We start from the raw sequence: 17,359 nt of genomic DNA on the forward strand, positions 1-17,359 counted from the left end.
AAACAAATATGAAATTTGATAACGAAGATGCATTTAAGCTGGCTGTGGCGTTTATGAACCACAAAGAGAATGCCACCGTCGCCAGCAGCTACTTTAAAACCTTTATCGACACCTACCAGAAATTTGATCGCTGGCTGAGCGCATCCGATCCGGTCAGCGCCATGAAAGCGGAAAAAGCGGCAGCCAAAGCCGGCGAAGACTCCATTCTTTGATCCCCTTCTTCACTGGCCCGATAGTCATCAGGGTATCGGGCCAGCGGATATAAGCAGCCGTTAACGCTGGTGCAGACGATTACCCCTATGGCGACGCTGGCTTTAACGAAGAATATCTGCTCCGGCTGCCGTGCTTATTTTCCACCCTGACCTCACTTTTATTCAGGCCATGTAATGCCTCTGCTGAAACGGCATAAACAGCCGTGCACATTTGCAATAAATGCTATTCCCCACCGTCATTCCCGTGAATAATCGCTACACCCCCCTTTTTTGTCTAAAAAACCGGCAGCGAAACGTGACAGGGTCAGCAAACTCTATAAAGCCGTCTATGCTGTAAACGTCTGGTTATACTTCATGGAGTTAAAAAAAATGAAAATGAAATCCCTGTCAGCCATTGCTTTGCTGGCGCTTTCTTTAGGTACGCTTGCAGGCTGCGCCTCGAATCAGTCAATTAAGACCACTGATGGCCGTACCATTGTCACTGATGGTAAACCGCAGATCGATTCAGATACTGGCCTGGTTTCTTATCGCGATGCTCAGACAGGAAAAACTGAGCAGATCAATCGCAATGAGATCAGTAATATGAGTGAACTCGACAACTAATATAAGGTGAATAAGATGAAAAAAGCGCTGATTTTACCTCTCGCCGCATTGATTGGTATGACCGTATTAACCGGCTGCACCCGTACCAGTTATGCGATTCAGACTAATGATGGACGTACCATTATTAGTGATGGCAAGCCTTCTGAGTCAGATGCCGGTCTGCTGGCCTACACCGACGCCAATGGCGTGAAGCAACAGATTAATAAAGCGGACGTTAAAGCGGTTTCTGAAGTACCGAAGAAATAAACCGGGCACTATCGTTCATTTAATAAAGCCGCCTACGGGCGGCTTTATTTTTTCCTGTGCTTAGCGCAACATGTGGTACGAACGAAGCTTCCCGCCACCTGCCGATTCGAATCAGAAATATCCGTTATGTTATAGCCATAATATGGCAGTCAACATGACAGTAATCGTGATTCACCTGCTTATTACTTATCTGAATTTCAGGCAACCCCTACCCTTTTTAACCAGCTTAATAGCTCAAGCTCTTTTACCCGTAAAACAGAACTCTGTTTTTATTCTTTTTTATTAGAGGCTTATCGCTTCGCTTAAAGGTTCATTTTATTTTTTAATCATTTCAACTGTGTTTATCGGCGGTTTCCGATCTTTTAGTCCGGATGACCTTTAACTAGACTATTCATATCGTTATTCAATCAGGAGGTCGCTGATGGTTTACCATGATAAAACAATCGGTCATATCATTCTTGGTGAAGCCGCCATTAATCTGGCGTTTGAAGAGCAGGAGATCACGCTGGTATCACTGATTCGCCAGCTGGCTGAAATGGCTGAAAACGAACGCAGCGATGAGCGCGTCGCGCAGATTGCTGATACACGTAACTGGCTTAAAGGCTTTATCGAGGCCTCAACGCGCGACCGCGCCGAATTAAACTGGCTGGTTGAAACCGGACAGGCGCCGGTTTACCTTAAAGATTACCGCTAATGTGCTAAAGAATGTCCTGTCGGTTCAGGGTGCCAGGCCTCGCCTGGTGCCACTCACCACTCCGCGGCATCACGCCAGTTTTTGCATTTTTTCTGTTTATCGCCAGAAGCTATGCAGATCGCACGAAAACCACCGGTCCTGCGCTGAAATAGCTATACAGATTCGATTTTTTTGTATAACTTTGGCGCAAGCTGATCGTTTTTCCATCACCTCACAGGAAATTATCCATGTACCCGAACCAGAGACTGCCGCGGACGGCAGACGATATTGCCCGTTATTTTAATGCGGCAAGCCTGCCCTCACAGCAGGAAACGCTGGGTCAGGTGGTGGTGGAAATTCTGCATGCAGGCGGGAACGTAAACCGTAAATCGATCTGCACCAAACTTCTCCGTCGGCTGGAGACAGCGTCCACGCAGGAAGAGGAGCGTCATTACCGTGCCCTCATCAGCCTGCTGTTTGGCCGTTAAGCAGCGGACGCTCTCTGCCAGCGACTTCTGTCAGCGCGTCAGGGCTCTCCGCTTTCCGTCACCTGCTGTTGCAGCGGATGTTTCACTGCGCGGGTTTCAAATCCCCCCTGTGCAGCAAAGACAGAGCAGCCAATAGCGGCGACGAGTGTCAGTAAGATTGAGGTTTTCACGAAGCAGGCCTTAATTTTCTACGCTACAGAATAAAGCGTAAAAGCCTGGCACATAAACAGCGTCGGGAAAAGCGCACTGCAGACTTTTTCTGTCCGAAAAACGTGGGCGGGGAAATGCCGGTTTACTGATGCCCCTCCCCGTAATGATTACCCCAGCACTTTCAATGCCAGCGCCAGCGTCTGCTGTTCGTTGGTCACATCGCTGACCTTGCCTGCAACCCGCATACCGTATGCCATGCAGAGGATTAAACCGGCTGCCGCTTCACTGTCCAGTGTGTTATCGATTGAGCCATCCCGTTGCCCCAGCTCCAGCAGCGAGACCAGGAAGCGCTGATTACGCTGAACCACCTCATCAATGCGCTGCCCCAGCGCCTGATCCATCGTCTGCAGCGCAATGGCGCTGGCAACGACCAGACAGCCGCGCCGCCCTTCGATGGCGCGCGCCGAGTCAAGATAGAACTGCAATAGCTCGGTTATTTTTTCCCGTCCGCTGACACAGGGTGCCAGACGACGGCGCAGCTCGGTATTTCTGAGCAACAGATAACGTTCAAACACCTGCAGAAAGAGCGAGCGCTTATCTTTAAAGGCCTTGTAGATGCTGCCAGCAGAGAGGTTCATCGCCTCACCCAGATCGCTTATTGATGTGGCGTGATACCCTTTTTGTCGGAAAACGATCATGGCGTGATCCAGAGCCTGTTCAATATCGAACTCTCTGGGACGTCCCCGCTCTTTGTTTTTTTGCGCTGTCGCTGTCATGATCATTGTTACCGGTCTGGTAAGGACGTTCCTGTCAGAATCAGCCCGGATTCTATCCCAGGCATGGGTAACAAGTATAGATAGCGGCCTGACACTGACGCCTGTCCGTTTCTGTCGCCTGATGATCAAGGGGAGTAACCGGTTGTACCCTGCAACCCGGCAGAGGTTACAGAGCAAACCGGTCACGATTTACTCAGATAATAACGCGGTCTCTTTGCGGCGATCTGCCCGTTGCTGCGTGTTTATTTTAATCAGCCATAACATAGACTGCTTAATAAGCAGGCTGGCGTGGTGCTCATTGTCAGCAAAACATAAAAAGAGTCGGGTTTTTATAGTGCTGTTGCCGTCGACCACATAAATCTCATCGTCGTCATGGTGGCGGGATTGAATGATTGCTGTGAAATGTATTGCAGGCCAGAGCATGACTCTGGCTTCAAACGCTCTGAAACCCACTATATTTACGTGGTTATTTTTTTAAAATGCCCGATGAAAAACTACTCATCGGGCCAGGCAAAGCATCACTTCCTGTCACTTTAATCGCGTGATAAAAAAGCGTATAACAGCTGCTGCTACGTCAGCAACAGAGGAAGCCGGACCCGCGCCTACTTAACCGCCGCCACCGGCAAATCCGTTACCCGCGTGGTATAGGCAGGTGACAGCATCTCGCGCTTCATTGCCCAGGCCTTGTTGATCCCCTGCCCAGCAAACCAGAGTTTTCCGCTGCCGATTTTATTAATTTTATCAATCAGCTGCATCAGCTCCTGGCTGTTGCGGCGCGGCTGATGCTCGTCAAACAGATCAAGCTGGGCCACGCCCTGACTGAAAAAATCCCCCAGCACGATGCCCGCCTTGATATAGCGATGCCCCTCAATCCAGATGTTATCCAGACACGCCATCGCAACGCCGACAATATCGCGCGTGTCCTGTGTCGGGATGACCAACTGGCCGGTAGACTGATTACCATAAAAGGGTTCATCCGTAGCATGCGGGCTGGTACGCACAAAGACCCCCACCTGACGGCAATACTGGTTACCGCGGCGTAGCTTCTCTGCCGCACGCTCAGCATAGGCACAGACGGCTTCACGCATCTGGTCATAATCGGAGATGCGGCTGCCAAACGAACGGGAACACATGATTTGCTGCTTATCCGGTGTCACTGACTCCAGTTCCAGGCAGGATTCGCCACGCAGTTCTCTGACGGTACGCTCCATCACCACGCTGAACTGTTTGCGAATGGATTCGGTGCTTTGATCGGCCAGATCTTTCGCCGTCATAACGCCCATGGCGTTGAGCCGTTTGCCGATCCGGTGCCCTACGCCCCAGACGTCAGCCACATCAATCAGCGCCAGCAGCTTTTTCTGTCGTTCGGGGTCCGACAGATCGACAATGCCGCCGGTTTTGCTCCACTTTTTGGCCGCAAAATTCGCCAGCTTAGCCAGCGTTTTGGTCTGTGCAATGCCGACGCCGACGGTCAGATGGGTCTCTTTGCGGATCCGTTCTTTAACCTGCCGGCCAAAGGTCTCCAGCGCCATGCAGTTCTGCACGCCGGTAAGATCCATAAACGCCTCGTCGATCGAGTAGATCTCCACCGAGGGAGCCATCTCTTCGAGGATGGTCATCACCCGCTCACTCATGTCGGCATAGAGCGCGTAATTTGAGCTGAAGACCTGTACCGCATGACGCGTCAGCTCTTCACGCATTTTAAAATAGGGTGCACCCATTTTAATGCCGGCTTTTTTTGCCTCGGCGCTGCGCGCAATCACACAGCCGTCGTTATTCGACAGCACCACCACCGGTTTGCCTTTCAGATCGGGCCGGAAAACGGTTTCGCACGATGCATAAAAGCAGTTCACATCGACCAGCGCGAACATGGTCAGTGCGTCGATTTAATAACAAAGGTCACAACACCAAACACTTCCAGCGCATCTTCGGTCTGGATAGCGATCGGTTTAAATTTGGTGTTCATCGGCATCAGTTGCAGGCAGGGATGAAGCTGAAGACGTTTAACGGTAAATTCACCATCGACGGCGGCCACCACGATATCGCCGTGTGAGGCGGTGAGCGAGCTGTCGACCACCAGCATATCACCATCGTTAATGCCCGCCTCAATCATCGACTCGCCGCTGACGCGGACAAAATAGGTGGCACTGGGATGCTGCACCATCAGCGCATTGAGATCGATACGTTGTTCGACATAATCCTGCGCCGGGGAGGGAAATCCGCACGGCACACGTTCGATATAAAGCGGTAAAGGCATAACGGCGCGAATGTCCGCAGGTTTAATGAATTCCACAATTTCACTCCTTGCTCAGATTACTGTATATAAATACAGTAATAGCTAATCCCCCTTTTAATCAAGTGACACGGAACATTTTTAAGCAAAGGAGTTGATGGTAATACACTTTTTTAATCCTCTTTTTTCTCACTGCTGTGAGAGTAAGCGGAAACGGGTTACTTTTGCCGCAGCACGGGAATATCAGCGTTTTTTTCTTTCAGTAACTAATCTTATAAATTCACCCGCTGATTATTTTTACTTAAGGAAAATCTGACAACGTCTCTGTGGCATTCGCCGAGGTTTGAATATTCAGAGCGGGCTGGTTATTCTGCCTTTTTTAAGGCATGGAGGGGTTATGACAGACGACGATAGAATTAAACATCTGGAAGAAGCCGTTGCGCAGTTAACGGTTGAGACCACGGTATTAAAAGCGATACTCGGTCAGCAAATTGCGCTCAATAATCTCAACTACAAAGGGAAATTTGACGATGTGCTGGCCGCGCTGGCGAAAGAATATGCCGAACGTGGTCTGGAGGAAGGCAATAATCAGGCAATCCATGACGCCCTGCGTCAGTATATTAAATATGAGCCACCCACGATGGAATAGGACTCTCCGGCAGCGTCCGCTCACCGGACGTTACCGGCTCCTGAACACTGCCATCCCCTGCCCCGTCCCGGCAGCCGTCTGAGACGCTGCGGATTAGCCTTTAAGCCTGGCTATCACTCTCCAGCGCATCCTGAATCGCATCGGCCAGATTACCAATTTCATTCGCCACGGCCTGCAGGTCCCAGGAGGCTTTTGAACCGGTTGCTGACGTTGAAGCGCTGACGGATTCCTTTGCCACTGACAGCGCCGCTGCCACAGCCACTGAACGTTTATGTTGTTCCTGCGTCACGCCCGCAGGCGGAATCGCAAAATAGTCGTGAACCATGATCATTTCCTTGTGATGAATAAGGGCTCAACCTTAGCCTTCTGCATCAGGCGTGGGAAGTGAATTATGTGGCATGACCTGTCAGGCGGACAGGATTGCAGCAGCTGTGTTGCGTTGTCCGCTTTTCCTGCGCAAAAAAACCTGTACGGGCTGTACAGGTTTTTTGCAAAAATGTCTGCCTGAACGGCTATTGTATCGTTTTACAGGACGGCAGAAAAATAGCTGGCACTCACCAGCAGACGTTATCATCTTATGGGAAATCCCTGTTAATTCACTGAATAATATAACATAAAGAGTGAAAGCCTCGCTTTGTCCTGTGTGCCATCTTTCCCTCAACACATCTGACCAGTGATCTTTTGTCAAATTTTATTGTACAACTTTGCCATTTTTGTATAACTTTACCTCGTGATGTTAAATCACTTGTAACGAGCGTGCTTTGCACCGCATCTGAAGGTGTTGTGGATTTCCACCTTCAGATGCAATTTTTTTGCGTCAGCCGGTTACCGGATCTGAATCAACGCATTCCTTCCCAATTTCTTATGAGGCCTGACATGCAAACAACGATGAATACAGAGTCTCAGATTTCTGATTACTTCATGAACTCTGGTACAGCGCTGACCACAGAAAAACAGGTGATCGCCGCAGTTCATGCTGAACTTGCGCGAGCCAAAGCCCATGTCTCCGATAAAGACATTGTGCTGGGTCTGATTCACCGCCTGGAGAGCGAGCGCGACATGGTTAAGCAGGATATTTACCGTCAGGCTCTTGAACATGTTCTGCAGCGTGCAACGGCCACCAGCGAAAGCTAAAAACCTGTGTCTGTCATGACGGAACGCGAATTAGCACGGATGCTTTTCCACTACGGAATCGGCCCCTTTTAAAGGGGCTTTTTTATTTCTGCTGCACTGCATCACCCGCTTCTATATTCACCTCCCGTACTGCCTGCCCTGCCGGACCAGATATAGCTCTACTATTTAGCGTTTTTGCCGCTTATTTCACCTTAAATTGCGATTAATTGCTCTCGGTTCGCTTTATTTATCCGATATCTGTGCCCAGGCTTTTTCTGCATCTACTGCAAACACAGACGAGGAAAATAATCATGTTTCATCATTCATCAAAACTTCAATTCCCGGTTCGTGTAGAGAAGCCCGATCCAGAGTTTGCCATGCTGTTACAGCAGGCCATCGGCGGCGTCGAAGGTGAGATTCGTGTAGCGATGCAATACTTTTTCCAGGCGATGGGCGCGCGGGGTGATGTGCGGATTCGGGATCTGCTGATCTCCACCGCCACCGAAGAGCTGAGCCATATCGAAATGCTGGGCTACGCCGTGGCGCTGAACCTTGAAGGCGCACCGCTCTCTTACCAGGAAGCGTCAGCCAAAGACCCGGTGGTTAATGCCATTCTGGGTGGCATGAACCCACGCCATATCCTCTCTTCCGGTCTGGCTGCGATGCCGGTGAATGCCAACGGCATGCCGTTCGACATGAGCCACATCTACGCCTCCGGCAACGTGGCGGCAGATATGCTGGCTAACGTCACTGCAGAAGCCACCGGCCGCGTACTGGCTACCCGGCTCTACAACATGACCGAAGACAAAGGGATGAAGGACTTCCTCTCCTTCCTGATCGCCCGTGACACGATGCACCAGCAGCAGTGGCTGGCGGTGATCGAAGAGATGGGTGGCCTGAACGCATCGCTGCCGATCCCGAACAGCTTCCCGCAGGAACATGAGGCGCAGGAGCACTCGTACTACTGCCTGAATACCTCACTGGACAAACCGCTGCCGGAAGGTCGCTGGAGCAGTGGCCCGGCTTACGATGGTCATGGGCAGTTCAGCGCGAAGCAGCAGCCCGAGATTCTGGGTGATGAGCCGCTGCTGGGCAATGCCCGTCCCGGCTCCGGTGCACAGTCAGAGCAGATTGATGGCGTTACGCCACCGAAACCATAATTACCCGCCTGTCAGGGACCAATGCCCTGACAGGTTTTTCCATTTTTTACGGAGGAGAAGTCATGTCATCCACTCAGCGTCCACAACCCCCATTCACAGAGCAGCAGCAGACGTGGCCTGGCAGCACCGCCGCGATGCAGCCACAGCCCGATCATGGTGAAGAAAGTTATCAGGGTTCAGGCCGTCTGGCGGGTAAAAAAGCGATTATTACCGGCGGCGATTCCGGCATTGGCCGGGCCGTGGCGATTGCTTTTGCCCGGGAAGGTGCTGACGTGCTGATCTCTTATCTTGATGAGCATGAGGATGCGCAGGATACCGCCCGACTGGTTGAGGCCGCCGGTCAGAAAGCCGTCCTGGTGCCCGGCGACATTACCGATGCGTCACACTGCAACGCGCTGGTTGATAAAGCCGTTGAAGCCTTTGGTGAGATTAACATTGTGGTGAATAACGCGGCGTATCAGATGACGCGCGACTCGCTGGATGCGATCAGCGACGACGAGTTTGATCGGACGATGAAGACTAACCTGTACGCGATGTTTTACATCACTAAAGCGGCCACAAAACATATGCCTGCAGGCGGGTCGATCATTAATACGGCTTCGATCAATGCTGACCAGCCGAAACCGAAACTGCTCGCCTACTCCGCCACCAAAGCCGCCATCGTTAACTTCTCCGGTAGCCTGGCCGCCTTGCTGGCGGAAAAAGGCATCCGAGCCAATGCGGTTGCGCCCGGCCCCATCTGGACACCGCTGATCCCGTCGACCATGCCGGTTGAACAGGTGAAGACCTTTGGCAGTGAAGTGCCGCTGCAGCGTGCCGGTCAGCCTGCTGAGCTGGCGCCAACCTATGTGATGCTGGCCAGTGATGAAGCCAGCTACATTTCCGGGGCGACCATCGCCGTCACAGGCGGCGTGGCGATTATTTAACGTTTGCCGATTCCCTGGTCGCTTCGGCCAGGGGATTCTCTATCAGCTTCTGCGTTATTCCCCACTGATAAAGCGGCTCCCGCGCCAGATTCTTCATTTTCACTTCGCACATGATGTCGAAAGCGTGGAACGACAGCGCCCAGCCATTCAGCGTCGGATTGAAAAAGAAGTCGGAGTGCGCCCGAAGTTTGCTTTTGCTCACGCCCAGTTGCTGCTGATCGGGCCAGCCCGCCTGCGGAATAATCCCCTCCTGCGAAATCGAATAGTGCAGCACCGGCCGTACGCCGCGCCATGAGTCGATTACTCTGGCAACGCGCGCATCATCCGGCTGAATAAACTCACTCTCTTTTACCCAGTGATGGTGGATATCCAGCACGACCGGACAGAGGGGTGCCGCCTGCAGCACATCATCCAGCGAGCAGGAAATCTCATCATTCTCCACCGTCAGCATCAGTCGCGCTTCCGGGCTGAGCTGATTAAATGAGTGTTTAAAGCCGTCGAATCCCGCCTTACCATTCATATGAATGTTGATTTTAAAATCCTGGAAGGTTTTGCCGTAGCCCATCAGACAGGCGCAGAGCGTGTGATACTCCACATCTTCCAGGGCTCGCACCACGACATCGGGATTGTCGGAAGCCAGCACGGTATATTGGCCCGGATGGAATGAGAGCCGGATGTCATGCGCCCGCGCCAGCTCACCACAGCGGGCAAACAGCGGGTAGAGTTCAGGCAGGAATTCCGCAAACAACGGCGTCGCTTCGGGCACCGTATAAAGCGGCAGCAGATCGCTGCCGATACGCATCATTCGCAGCGGCGCGGGTAACGTGGCCAGATGCTCAAGCGTCAGGTAGAGATTATTGAGATTGGTAACGGTGATCTCATGAACCAGCTGGTGACGTTCAGCGTGCGGTAAACTCAGAAATCGTTTACGGGTAGTCGCGCGAAACGGGAAAAACTGTTTGCCGTCGCTATTGAGATACTTACATGCAAAGCCTAATTTCATGACTGCTCCTGATTGATGCTTATCAGAAGTGTAACAGGCCTCTGGCGACCAGCCAGTCGCGGGCCACAGAGGCAGAGTGAATAATGACAGGGAGAGAGACTATGCAGGGTCACGCGATCCAGCGTATCGCTATCGACGCAGCTGAACGGCTGCCCGCCGCCGAATCGGGCTATCCGTTCGGGCCGGAACATCAGGTTTTTAAAGTGTGTGGGAAAGTGTTTTTACTGCTGACCGAACTGCGGGGAGTGCCGATTATCACCCTGAAATGCGAACCGCAACAGGCGGAGCTGCACCGGGTGATCTATCCCTCGATTACCGCCGGTTACCATATGAATAAGCGCCACTGGATTACGGTTTATCCCGGCGACGGCCTGTCGCCAGGCCTGATTCAGCAGCTGGTTGAGGAGTCATATCAGCGGGTGGTGCGCGGCATCCCTGCCTCACGCCGCCCGGTGTGGGTGGGATAAAGGCGGCGAAAGGTAATAATGAAAACCCGCCCTGACCAGCACGCCATCAGCCCCCGCCCCGGCACTCAGTGGTGCAGCATCTCATCCAGCACCTGTGCGTTCGACATCTGGTAAGGGTAATAGGTTGGCCAGTTGTCCATCTCCGCCAGCAGGGCCTGCTGAGAGGCGTTACCCATAAAGATATGGAAATGGGCGGACTTACGCGGCCCGATGGTGTGATCGCTGAACTGCACATATTTCGGGGCGGTGCTGCTGGCGTCCTGACACTCGAACAGATAGCGCACCCCTTTCTTCCCGGACGTGTAGGTCAGGATTTTGTGCCCTGAATAGTGATAGTGGCAGGCGCTGATCTTATCGCCGACATGGAACTCCATCACGCCATTTTCGATGCCAATGGTATCGACGTCGGTGGCGTAGCCTTTGCGATAATAGGCCTTGTACTGTTCTGCCGTTTTACTGTTGTCCTGCTGGGCTTTCTTCTGCCAGACCGGGTCCAGCTCGCCACTTTTCAGCAGCGGATAGACCGACTGCCAGATTCCGTCCCAGTCAGAGAGCGGACGATCTTTTACATCGCTGTCAGCGAAGATGCCTTCAGCCGCCTTCTGCTCCATCGCTGACAGCGGTTTTCCATGGGCATGCGTACCATGTGCCAGCGCCTGCTGACTGATTAACAGCGTGCCTGCGATTCCTATCCATTTACCTGCATGATTTTTCAAAGCCCGATCCCCGATTCATGTAACAGGATGAAATGTTATGATATAACATTTCACAATTCAACCTAAATCTGCCTGTCGCCCTATTAATTTTTTTAATGATCAGAGTCATCTTCTGGTGCATAGCCTTCTCCTGTCGCAGAGCAATCTGACGGGGTTGTAAAGCGCGTTGCCAGCACAGCAGGCGCGAGCTGGCAGGCCGCTAAGCCAGACGGCACAAGGTGTAAATAAGCGAAGCGATAATCAGCAGTCAGCGATAAGCCCGGTTTTGCTGTCGGATGAAAAAGGCGCTGTCACTACAGTTAAATGGCCGAATTAACCTCAGCATTGTTCAGGTTGTTCTATATTTAGTGTCGCCGAACGTAAAATACCAGCTGGAGCATGAATTAATGTCGAAAGAAACTGAGAAGAAACCCCTGAGCGAACGCGCACCGACCACCGGCCCGGAATCATCAGAGCCGGGGCTGGGATCGCTGGCACCGAAAGATGGTTCGCATCTGCCCCCAGCCGAACCGACCCCGCCAGGCAAGCAGCCTACCGCCCCAGGCAGCCTGAAAGCACCACAGACGCACAACGCCAAACTTGACCAGCTTGAAGCCAGCCGTAAAAACGGCACCGACCGCGCCCTTACAACCAACCAGGGCACACGCATCGCCAACGATCAAAACTCACTGCGTGCCGGTTCGCGCGGTCCGACGCTGCTGGAAGACTTTATTATGCGTGAGAAGATCACGCACTTTGACCATGAGCGTATCCCGGAGCGCATCGTGCACGCCCGTGGCTCTGCCGCACATGGCTATTTTCAGCCTTACCGCTCCCTGAAAGATCTGACCAAAGCGCAGTTCCTCAGCGATCCCGAGCAGACCACGCCGGTTTTCGTGCGTTTCTCTACGGTTCAGGGCGGAGCCGGATCGGCTGATACCGTGCGTGATATTCGCGGTTTCGCCGCCAAGTTCTACACCGAAGAGGGTGTCTTTGACCTGGTCGGCAACAACACGCCGGTATTCTTCATTCAGGATGCGCACAAATTCCCTGACTTTGTGCATGCCGTGAAGCCAGAGCCACACAACGAAATCCCGCAGGGCCAGAGTGCCCATGATACCTTCTGGGATTATGTCTCTCTGCAGCCGGAAACCATGCATAACGTCATCTGGGCGATGTCAGACCGCGGCATTCCGCGCAGCTATCGCACCATGGAAGGCTTCGGTATCCACACCTTCCGCCTGATTAACGCCGAAGGCAAAGCGACCTTTGTCCGTTTCCACTGGAAGCCGGTGGCGGGTAAAGCCTCGCTGTTGTGGGACGAGTCGCAGAAACTGACCGGTCGCGATCCCGATTTCCATCGCCGCGATCTGTGGGAAGCGATTGAAGCGGGTGATTTCCCGGAATATGAGCTGGGCCTGCAGCTGATCCCGGAAGAAGATGAGTTCAAATTCGACTTCGATATTCTGGATGCCACCAAGCTGATCCCGGAAGCACTGGTGCCGGTGGAAATTGTCGGCAAGATGGTGCTGAACCGTAACCCGGACAACTTCTTTGCCGAAACCGAGCAGGTGGCGTTCCACCCTGGCCATATCGTGCCGGGTCTGGATTTCTCCAACGATCCGCTGCTGCAGGGTCGCCTCTTCTCCTATACCGACACGCAGATCAGTCGTCTGGGCGGACCGAACTTCCATGAGATCCCGATCAACCGACCGACCTGCCCGTACCATAACTTCCAGCGTCAGGGCATGCATCGTCAGGATATCGACACCAATCCGGCAAACTACGAGCCGAACTCAATCAACGACAACTGGCCGCGCGAAACCCCACCTGCTGCAACAGGCGGCGGCTTCGAAAGCTATCAGGAGCGGGTTGAGGGCCACAAAGTGCGCGAGCGCAGCCCGTCATTCGGCGAATATTATTCCCAGCCGCGCCTGTTCTGGAACAGCCAGACTGAAGTCGAGCAGCAGCACATCATCGGTGCTTACTCGTTTGAGCTGAGTAAAGTGGCGCGCGCCTATATTCGTGAGCGTGTGGTCGATCATCTGGCACGCATTGATACCAGACTGGCGCAGGGCGTGGCGGATAACCTCGGACTTGCCCTGACTGATGAGCAGCTCAATCTCCAGCCACCGGCTGCGGTGAACGGCCTGACCAAAGATGACAGCCTGAGCCTTTACGCTATCCCGGATGGTGAGATTAAAGGTCGTCAGGTGGCGCTGCTGCTGAGCGATGGTGTAAAAGCCGCTGATGTGCTGGCGATTTTGCAGGCGCTGAAAGCGGAAGGTGTGCATGCCAAACTGCTGGCGCCGCATATGGGTCAGGTGCGCGCGGATGACGGCTCTGTGTTGCCGGTTGATGCCACCTTTGCCGGCCTGCCTTCTCTGACCTTTGATGCGGTCATCGTACCGGATGGCAATATCGATGCCCTGCTGTTAAGCGGCGATGCCCGTTATTTCCTGCTGGAAGCCTACAAGCACCTTAAGGTGATTGGTCTGGTGGGTAACGCGCGTCGCTTTAAAGCGCAGTTCGGTCTGGAAGATGCGGATCAGGAAGAAGGTATTGTGCAGGGCGACTCGGCGGAGAGCGCGCTGATGTCAGAGTTCACGCAGGCGATGAAAGCGCACCGCGTCTGGTCGCGCAGCCAGAAGGCACAGTCCGTCCCGGCCTGATGCGTTGAGTGAATAAAAACCGCCTCCAGGGGCGGTTTTTTTATGCTGAAAACCGGAGCACTGTCGCATGTGCGGTGATCCGTCAGACGTTCCATTATCAGAAGGTCTGCCAGTTCTCATTATCCATCACAGCGACAGGCTGACGTTTTGGCACAACAATCGCCTTCGCTACCGGTGCGGCAGAGAACGCCGTATGCAGCGTGCCGGTTTTGAATACCGATACCGTTTTACGCAGGTAGCTCGCCTGCTCCTCCAGTGAGGCGGCGGCAGTGGCGGATTCCTCCACCAGCGCGGCGTTCTGCTGCGTCACGCCATCCATTTCCGAGACCGCTTTGCAGACCTGCTCAATGCCACGGGTCTGTTCCGTCGAGGAGGCGGCGATCTCTTCGATCAGCTGCGTGACGCGACTCACCGACGTCACGATGCTCTCCATCGCGACGCCCGCCTGCGCAGCATGGCCGGCACCGGTTTTAATCCGCTCGGCTGAGCGGTCGATCAGTCCGCGAATTTCCTGCGCGGCGCTGGCGCTGCGTCCGGCCAGCGAGCGCACTTCACCCGCCACCACCGCAAATCCACGACCCTGTTCACCGGCACGCGCGGCTTCAACCGCAGCGTTCAGCGCCAGAATATTGGTCTGGAAGGCGATACTGTCGATAATGGCGATAATACCGGCGATCTGATTCGAGCTTTCGCTGATCTGATCCATGTTGGCGATCACCCGGGCAACGGTCTCACCGCCCTGCAGAGCCGTAGCTGATGCCTCTTTCGACACCGTGGTCGCCTGCTGCGCATTGTCTGCGTTGAGTTTCACCGTCGAGGTAAGCTGCTCCATGCTGGCGGCAGTCTGTTCCAGCGCGGCTGCCTGCTGTTCGGTACGCGAGGAGAGATCGGTGCTGCCGGCGGAAATTTCCGCTGCACCCGTGAAGATCGAGCGGGTGGCGTCATCGACCGAGGTAATGGTGACCACCAGCGCATCGCGCATCTGCTGCAGCTCCTGAATCAGCTGGCCCATCTCGTTGCGGCCCTCGTGCTGAATATCAGAGGTTAAATCACCGGCCGAGATAGCGCGCATATGCGCGGTCAGCCTGGCCAGCGGGTTAATCAGCAGCTTCTGCAGTCCCATCCAGACTGCCACACCAATCACAGCCGTAATCAGGCCGATAGTCAGCAGCGCCCAGAGCGCGTCGGTCAGGCTGCGCTGGTTGTGCAGAGAGGTATCTTTCATCAGCTGGATGTTCACCGCACGCCAGGCTTCATAGGCCGTGTCGAGCTGGTCCTGCGCCGCCTGTGCTTCGAGATTGCCATACGCCGGGTAGTTGCCCTGCTTCAGAAAGGTAATGGAGGCCAGCATGGTGTCACGCATCTGCTGATAGGCAGTCTGAACCTGCGTTGACTGGGCTTCGCCCTGTCCTGCTTTACGCGGCATCGCCTGCCACGCTTTAAAGTCTGCATCCGCTTTTTCCGCTGACTGACCTGCCTGTGTTAGCAGCGCAGCCATCGCCGCAAGGGATTTTGGGTCCTGCTGATTTTTCAGGAAGCGGATCGCCACGCGGTTGATGGTGACGCGGGTTTTTATCAGGGTTTTTACGGCATCACTCAGGTGCTGCTGCTGCAGCGTCAACTGCTCGGCCGCCACAAAGTTTTTGTCGGCTTTGGATACGCCGTTGTAGAACAGAAATCCGGTCAGGGTCAGTAACGTAATAAAGACGGCAAGCACCGCCAGAATACCGTGAGTTATTTTAAGATTTTTAAGCATGTCCGCAGACTCATATCAGAGAAGATAAAGTTGTTATCGGCCAGCGAGGCATTTATCTGAGCACAGTCGCTGAGAAGCTTGCTCTCCGCAACACGCCGGATGCAGCCAGCCCGTCGTACTGCACTGAAAAAAGGGGGCGACGGGGCCTGAACGCATTCCGCGCTTAACAAGCAACCCCATGCTGTGGTTGAATTCGCCCCTTACATTTTTCGCACGTGGTTAACATGCATTACATTCAGAGTCTGATGAGTTTTATTGAGGGAAACCGGGTGCTGTCGATCGGCTTCAGCCTGCTGCTGCTGATTATGGCCGGGATGGTCACTCACCTGATCTGCAAATTTTTCATCGTCAAAGTGATCAGGAAGGTCTTTTTCAGCGGTCATAAAAAAGACGTTCCGCTGGATAAAGATGTCCGCCTCTCTCAGAAGCTGTCAAATTTTGTGCCGGTGATTGTGGTCTACAATTTCCTGCAATTTATGCCGGGCCTGCCTGAAAACCTGAAAGTGGCGATTCAGACCATCTGCGGCATCCTGTTTTTTGTCTATCTCTCGATCTTCTTCAACGAAGTGCTGGAGATTGTTAACAACTCTTACTCACGCAAATCGAAGCGCAAGAATCACTCGATCAAGGGCTATATCCAGATTGGCAAAATCCTGGTGCATATTATTGCCGCGATCATGATTCTGGCGATTATGTCCAACAAGTCGCCCGCGATTATCATCTCCTCGCTGGGTGCGGTCGCCGCGGTGCTGATGCTGATCTTCCAGCATACGCTGCTGTCGCTGGTGGCGAATATCCAGCTCTCTTCCAACGATGTCCTGCAACTGGGTGACTGGATTGAGATGCCGGACAGAAATATCAGCGGCGAGGTGATCGATATTGCGCTGCATACCATCACCATCCGCAACTGGGATAACACCATTTCGCGCATTCCGACCAAGAACTTCCTGACCGAAACCTACACCAACTGGCAGGCGATGTTCTCCTCGGGCGCACGCCGCATCATGCGCAGCTTTTATCTTGATCAGAAATCGATCACTTTTGTAAATCAGGAGATGCTGCAGGCGATGAGCCAGATCCGCATCGCCAGCGAATCAATTACTGAGCTGCTGGATGGACGGGATATCAGCGCCGTTGGCGACCGCTGGTTTATGGAGAACGGCATCACTAACCTGATGGTGTTCCGTAAATTCCTGACCGCCTGGCTGGCGCAGCGTGATGATATTAAGAAAGAGATGTATATCGTGGTACGGCCACTGAAACCGTCGCCGGATGGGTTGCCGGTGGAGATCTACTGCTTCACCTCATCCATTTTCTGGGCCGATTATGAAAATACCCAGGCGGCGATTTTTGAGTATATTTTTGCCATGGCCCGCCACTTTGAGCTACAGATTTACCAGCATCCGGCAGGGTCTGATTTCGCCCGTCTGGCGCAGCCGCGTCCCGTCAGCGGGGATGCAGAGCCAAACGGCATGCCGTAACCGGTGACCTGCTGGGGCAGTCCCGCACCGCCACAGCAGCTCACTGAGGCTCAGGT

The 17,359-nt window shown here is 53.6% G+C and carries 20 protein-coding genes; 12 read left to right on the top strand and 8 right to left on the bottom strand.

Going from position 1 to position 17,359, the window contains the following annotated elements:
- Positions 1-8 precede the first annotated feature (8 nt).
- The 5 genes from ACTJKZ_RS05640 to ycgZ all read left to right on the top strand — a co-directional run bounded on the left by ACTJKZ_RS05640 (position 9) and on the right by ycgZ (position 2,222).
- Complete coding sequence (locus tag ACTJKZ_RS05640; protein ID WP_061062381.1) at positions 9-212, top strand: hypothetical protein; 204 nt, start codon at positions 9-11, stop codon at positions 210-212.
- A gap of 369 nt (positions 213-581) precedes the next feature.
- Positions 582-815: a YgdI/YgdR family lipoprotein gene (locus ACTJKZ_RS05645; RefSeq protein WP_010245442.1), complete on the top strand. Its 234-nt coding sequence runs from the start codon at positions 582-584 to the stop codon at positions 813-815.
- Positions 816-830: 15 nt separating this feature from the next.
- A complete protein-coding gene (locus tag ACTJKZ_RS05650; RefSeq protein WP_010245445.1) occupies positions 831-1,061 on the top strand; it encodes a YgdI/YgdR family lipoprotein in 231 nt (76 codons plus the stop codon).
- A gap of 421 nt (positions 1,062-1,482) precedes the next feature.
- Entirely contained in the window at positions 1,483-1,755 is a 273-nt protein-coding gene (locus ACTJKZ_RS05655) for a hypothetical protein (protein WP_260058134.1), read from the top strand.
- 227 nt (positions 1,756-1,982) lie between these two features.
- Positions 1,983-2,222: a regulatory protein YcgZ gene (ycgZ, locus tag ACTJKZ_RS05660; RefSeq protein ID WP_161732493.1), complete on the top strand. Its 240-nt coding sequence runs from the start codon at positions 1,983-1,985 to the stop codon at positions 2,220-2,222.
- A 38-nt stretch (positions 2,223-2,260) separates the two neighbouring features.
- Here ycgZ and ACTJKZ_RS05665 read toward each other — a convergent pair whose 3' ends face one another.
- From ACTJKZ_RS05665 to umuD, 4 genes are all read right to left on the bottom strand, one after another.
- A complete protein-coding gene (locus tag ACTJKZ_RS05665) occupies positions 2,261-2,392 on the bottom strand; it encodes a hypothetical protein (protein ID WP_260058131.1) in 132 nt (43 codons plus the stop codon).
- 147 nt (positions 2,393-2,539) lie between these two features.
- Entirely contained in the window at positions 2,540-3,154 is a 615-nt protein-coding gene (locus ACTJKZ_RS05670) for a TetR/AcrR family transcriptional regulator (protein ID WP_161732495.1), read from the bottom strand.
- A gap of 596 nt (positions 3,155-3,750) precedes the next feature.
- Positions 3,751-5,019 carry a translesion error-prone DNA polymerase V subunit UmuC gene (gene umuC / locus ACTJKZ_RS05675; protein WP_161732497.1) on the bottom strand — a complete coding sequence of 423 codons (1,269 nt, stop codon included), beginning with the start codon at positions 5,017-5,019 and terminating at the stop codon, positions 3,751-3,753.
- 2 nt (positions 5,020-5,021) lie between these two features.
- Entirely contained in the window at positions 5,022-5,441 is a 420-nt protein-coding gene (gene umuD / locus ACTJKZ_RS05680; protein ID WP_013357748.1) for a translesion error-prone DNA polymerase V autoproteolytic subunit, read from the bottom strand.
- Between the two features lie 337 nt (positions 5,442-5,778).
- Here umuD and ACTJKZ_RS05685 point away from each other — a divergent pair, with 337 nt between their 5' ends.
- Positions 5,779-6,030: a hypothetical protein gene (locus tag ACTJKZ_RS05685; RefSeq protein ID WP_161732499.1), complete on the top strand. Its 252-nt coding sequence runs from the start codon at positions 5,779-5,781 to the stop codon at positions 6,028-6,030.
- Between the two features lie 100 nt (positions 6,031-6,130).
- Here ACTJKZ_RS05685 and ACTJKZ_RS05690 read toward each other — a convergent pair whose 3' ends face one another.
- The gene (locus ACTJKZ_RS05690; protein ID WP_033732545.1) at positions 6,131-6,355 is read right to left on the bottom strand and encodes a hypothetical protein; all 225 of its coding nucleotides are present in this window, start codon (positions 6,353-6,355) and stop codon (positions 6,131-6,133) included.
- 551 nt (positions 6,356-6,906) lie between these two features.
- Between ACTJKZ_RS05690 and ACTJKZ_RS05695 the strand changes: the two genes are divergently transcribed.
- The 3 genes from ACTJKZ_RS05695 to ACTJKZ_RS05705 all read left to right on the top strand — a co-directional run bounded on the left by ACTJKZ_RS05695 (position 6,907) and on the right by ACTJKZ_RS05705 (position 9,229).
- On the top strand, positions 6,907-7,164 hold the full coding sequence (locus ACTJKZ_RS05695; RefSeq protein ID WP_161732559.1) for a biofilm development regulator YmgB/AriR family protein: 258 nt from the start codon (positions 6,907-6,909) through the stop codon (positions 7,162-7,164).
- Positions 7,165-7,454: 290 nt separating this feature from the next.
- On the top strand, positions 7,455-8,303 hold the full coding sequence (locus tag ACTJKZ_RS05700; protein ID WP_161732501.1) for a manganese catalase family protein: 849 nt from the start codon (positions 7,455-7,457) through the stop codon (positions 8,301-8,303).
- A 62-nt stretch (positions 8,304-8,365) separates the two neighbouring features.
- Positions 8,366-9,229 (top strand): glucose 1-dehydrogenase, encoded by an 864-nt coding sequence (locus ACTJKZ_RS05705; RefSeq protein ID WP_285085800.1) that lies wholly within the window; start codon positions 8,366-8,368, stop codon positions 9,227-9,229.
- On the opposite strand, the gene ACTJKZ_RS05710 is transcribed toward ACTJKZ_RS05705, so the two are convergent.
- Entirely contained in the window at positions 9,222-10,232 is a 1,011-nt protein-coding gene (locus ACTJKZ_RS05710; protein ID WP_222924089.1) for a UV damage endonuclease UvsE, read from the bottom strand. The two genes, ACTJKZ_RS05705 and ACTJKZ_RS05710, sit on opposite strands and share 8 nt — an antisense overlap.
- A gap of 101 nt (positions 10,233-10,333) precedes the next feature.
- On the opposite strand from ACTJKZ_RS05710, the gene ACTJKZ_RS05715 reads away from it, so the two are divergent.
- Entirely contained in the window at positions 10,334-10,699 is a 366-nt protein-coding gene (locus ACTJKZ_RS05715) for an MmcQ/YjbR family DNA-binding protein (RefSeq protein ID WP_150012898.1), read from the top strand.
- Positions 10,700-10,764: 65 nt separating this feature from the next.
- On the opposite strand, the gene zinT is transcribed toward ACTJKZ_RS05715, so the two are convergent.
- A complete protein-coding gene (zinT, locus tag ACTJKZ_RS05720; RefSeq protein WP_222924090.1) occupies positions 10,765-11,415 on the bottom strand; it encodes a metal-binding protein ZinT in 651 nt (216 codons plus the stop codon).
- A 386-nt stretch (positions 11,416-11,801) separates the two neighbouring features.
- On the opposite strand from zinT, the gene katE reads away from it, so the two are divergent.
- Complete coding sequence (katE, locus tag ACTJKZ_RS05725) at positions 11,802-14,066, top strand: catalase HPII (protein ID WP_161732511.1); 2,265 nt, start codon at positions 11,802-11,804, stop codon at positions 14,064-14,066.
- A 97-nt stretch (positions 14,067-14,163) separates the two neighbouring features.
- On the opposite strand, the gene ACTJKZ_RS05730 is transcribed toward katE, so the two are convergent.
- On the bottom strand, positions 14,164-15,822 hold the full coding sequence (locus ACTJKZ_RS05730; RefSeq protein WP_222924092.1) for a methyl-accepting chemotaxis protein: 1,659 nt from the start codon (positions 15,820-15,822) through the stop codon (positions 14,164-14,166).
- A 224-nt stretch (positions 15,823-16,046) separates the two neighbouring features.
- Between ACTJKZ_RS05730 and ACTJKZ_RS05735 the strand changes: the two genes are divergently transcribed.
- The gene (locus tag ACTJKZ_RS05735) at positions 16,047-17,303 is read left to right on the top strand and encodes a mechanosensitive ion channel family protein (RefSeq protein ID WP_161732516.1); all 1,257 of its coding nucleotides are present in this window, start codon (positions 16,047-16,049) and stop codon (positions 17,301-17,303) included.
- Positions 17,304-17,359 lie beyond the last annotated feature (56 nt).

It is taken from the genome of Pantoea sp. 22096, from assembly GCF_052045955.1.
In the GTDB taxonomy this organism is placed as follows: Bacteria; Pseudomonadota; Gammaproteobacteria; order Enterobacterales; family Enterobacteriaceae; genus Pantoea; species Pantoea alfalfae.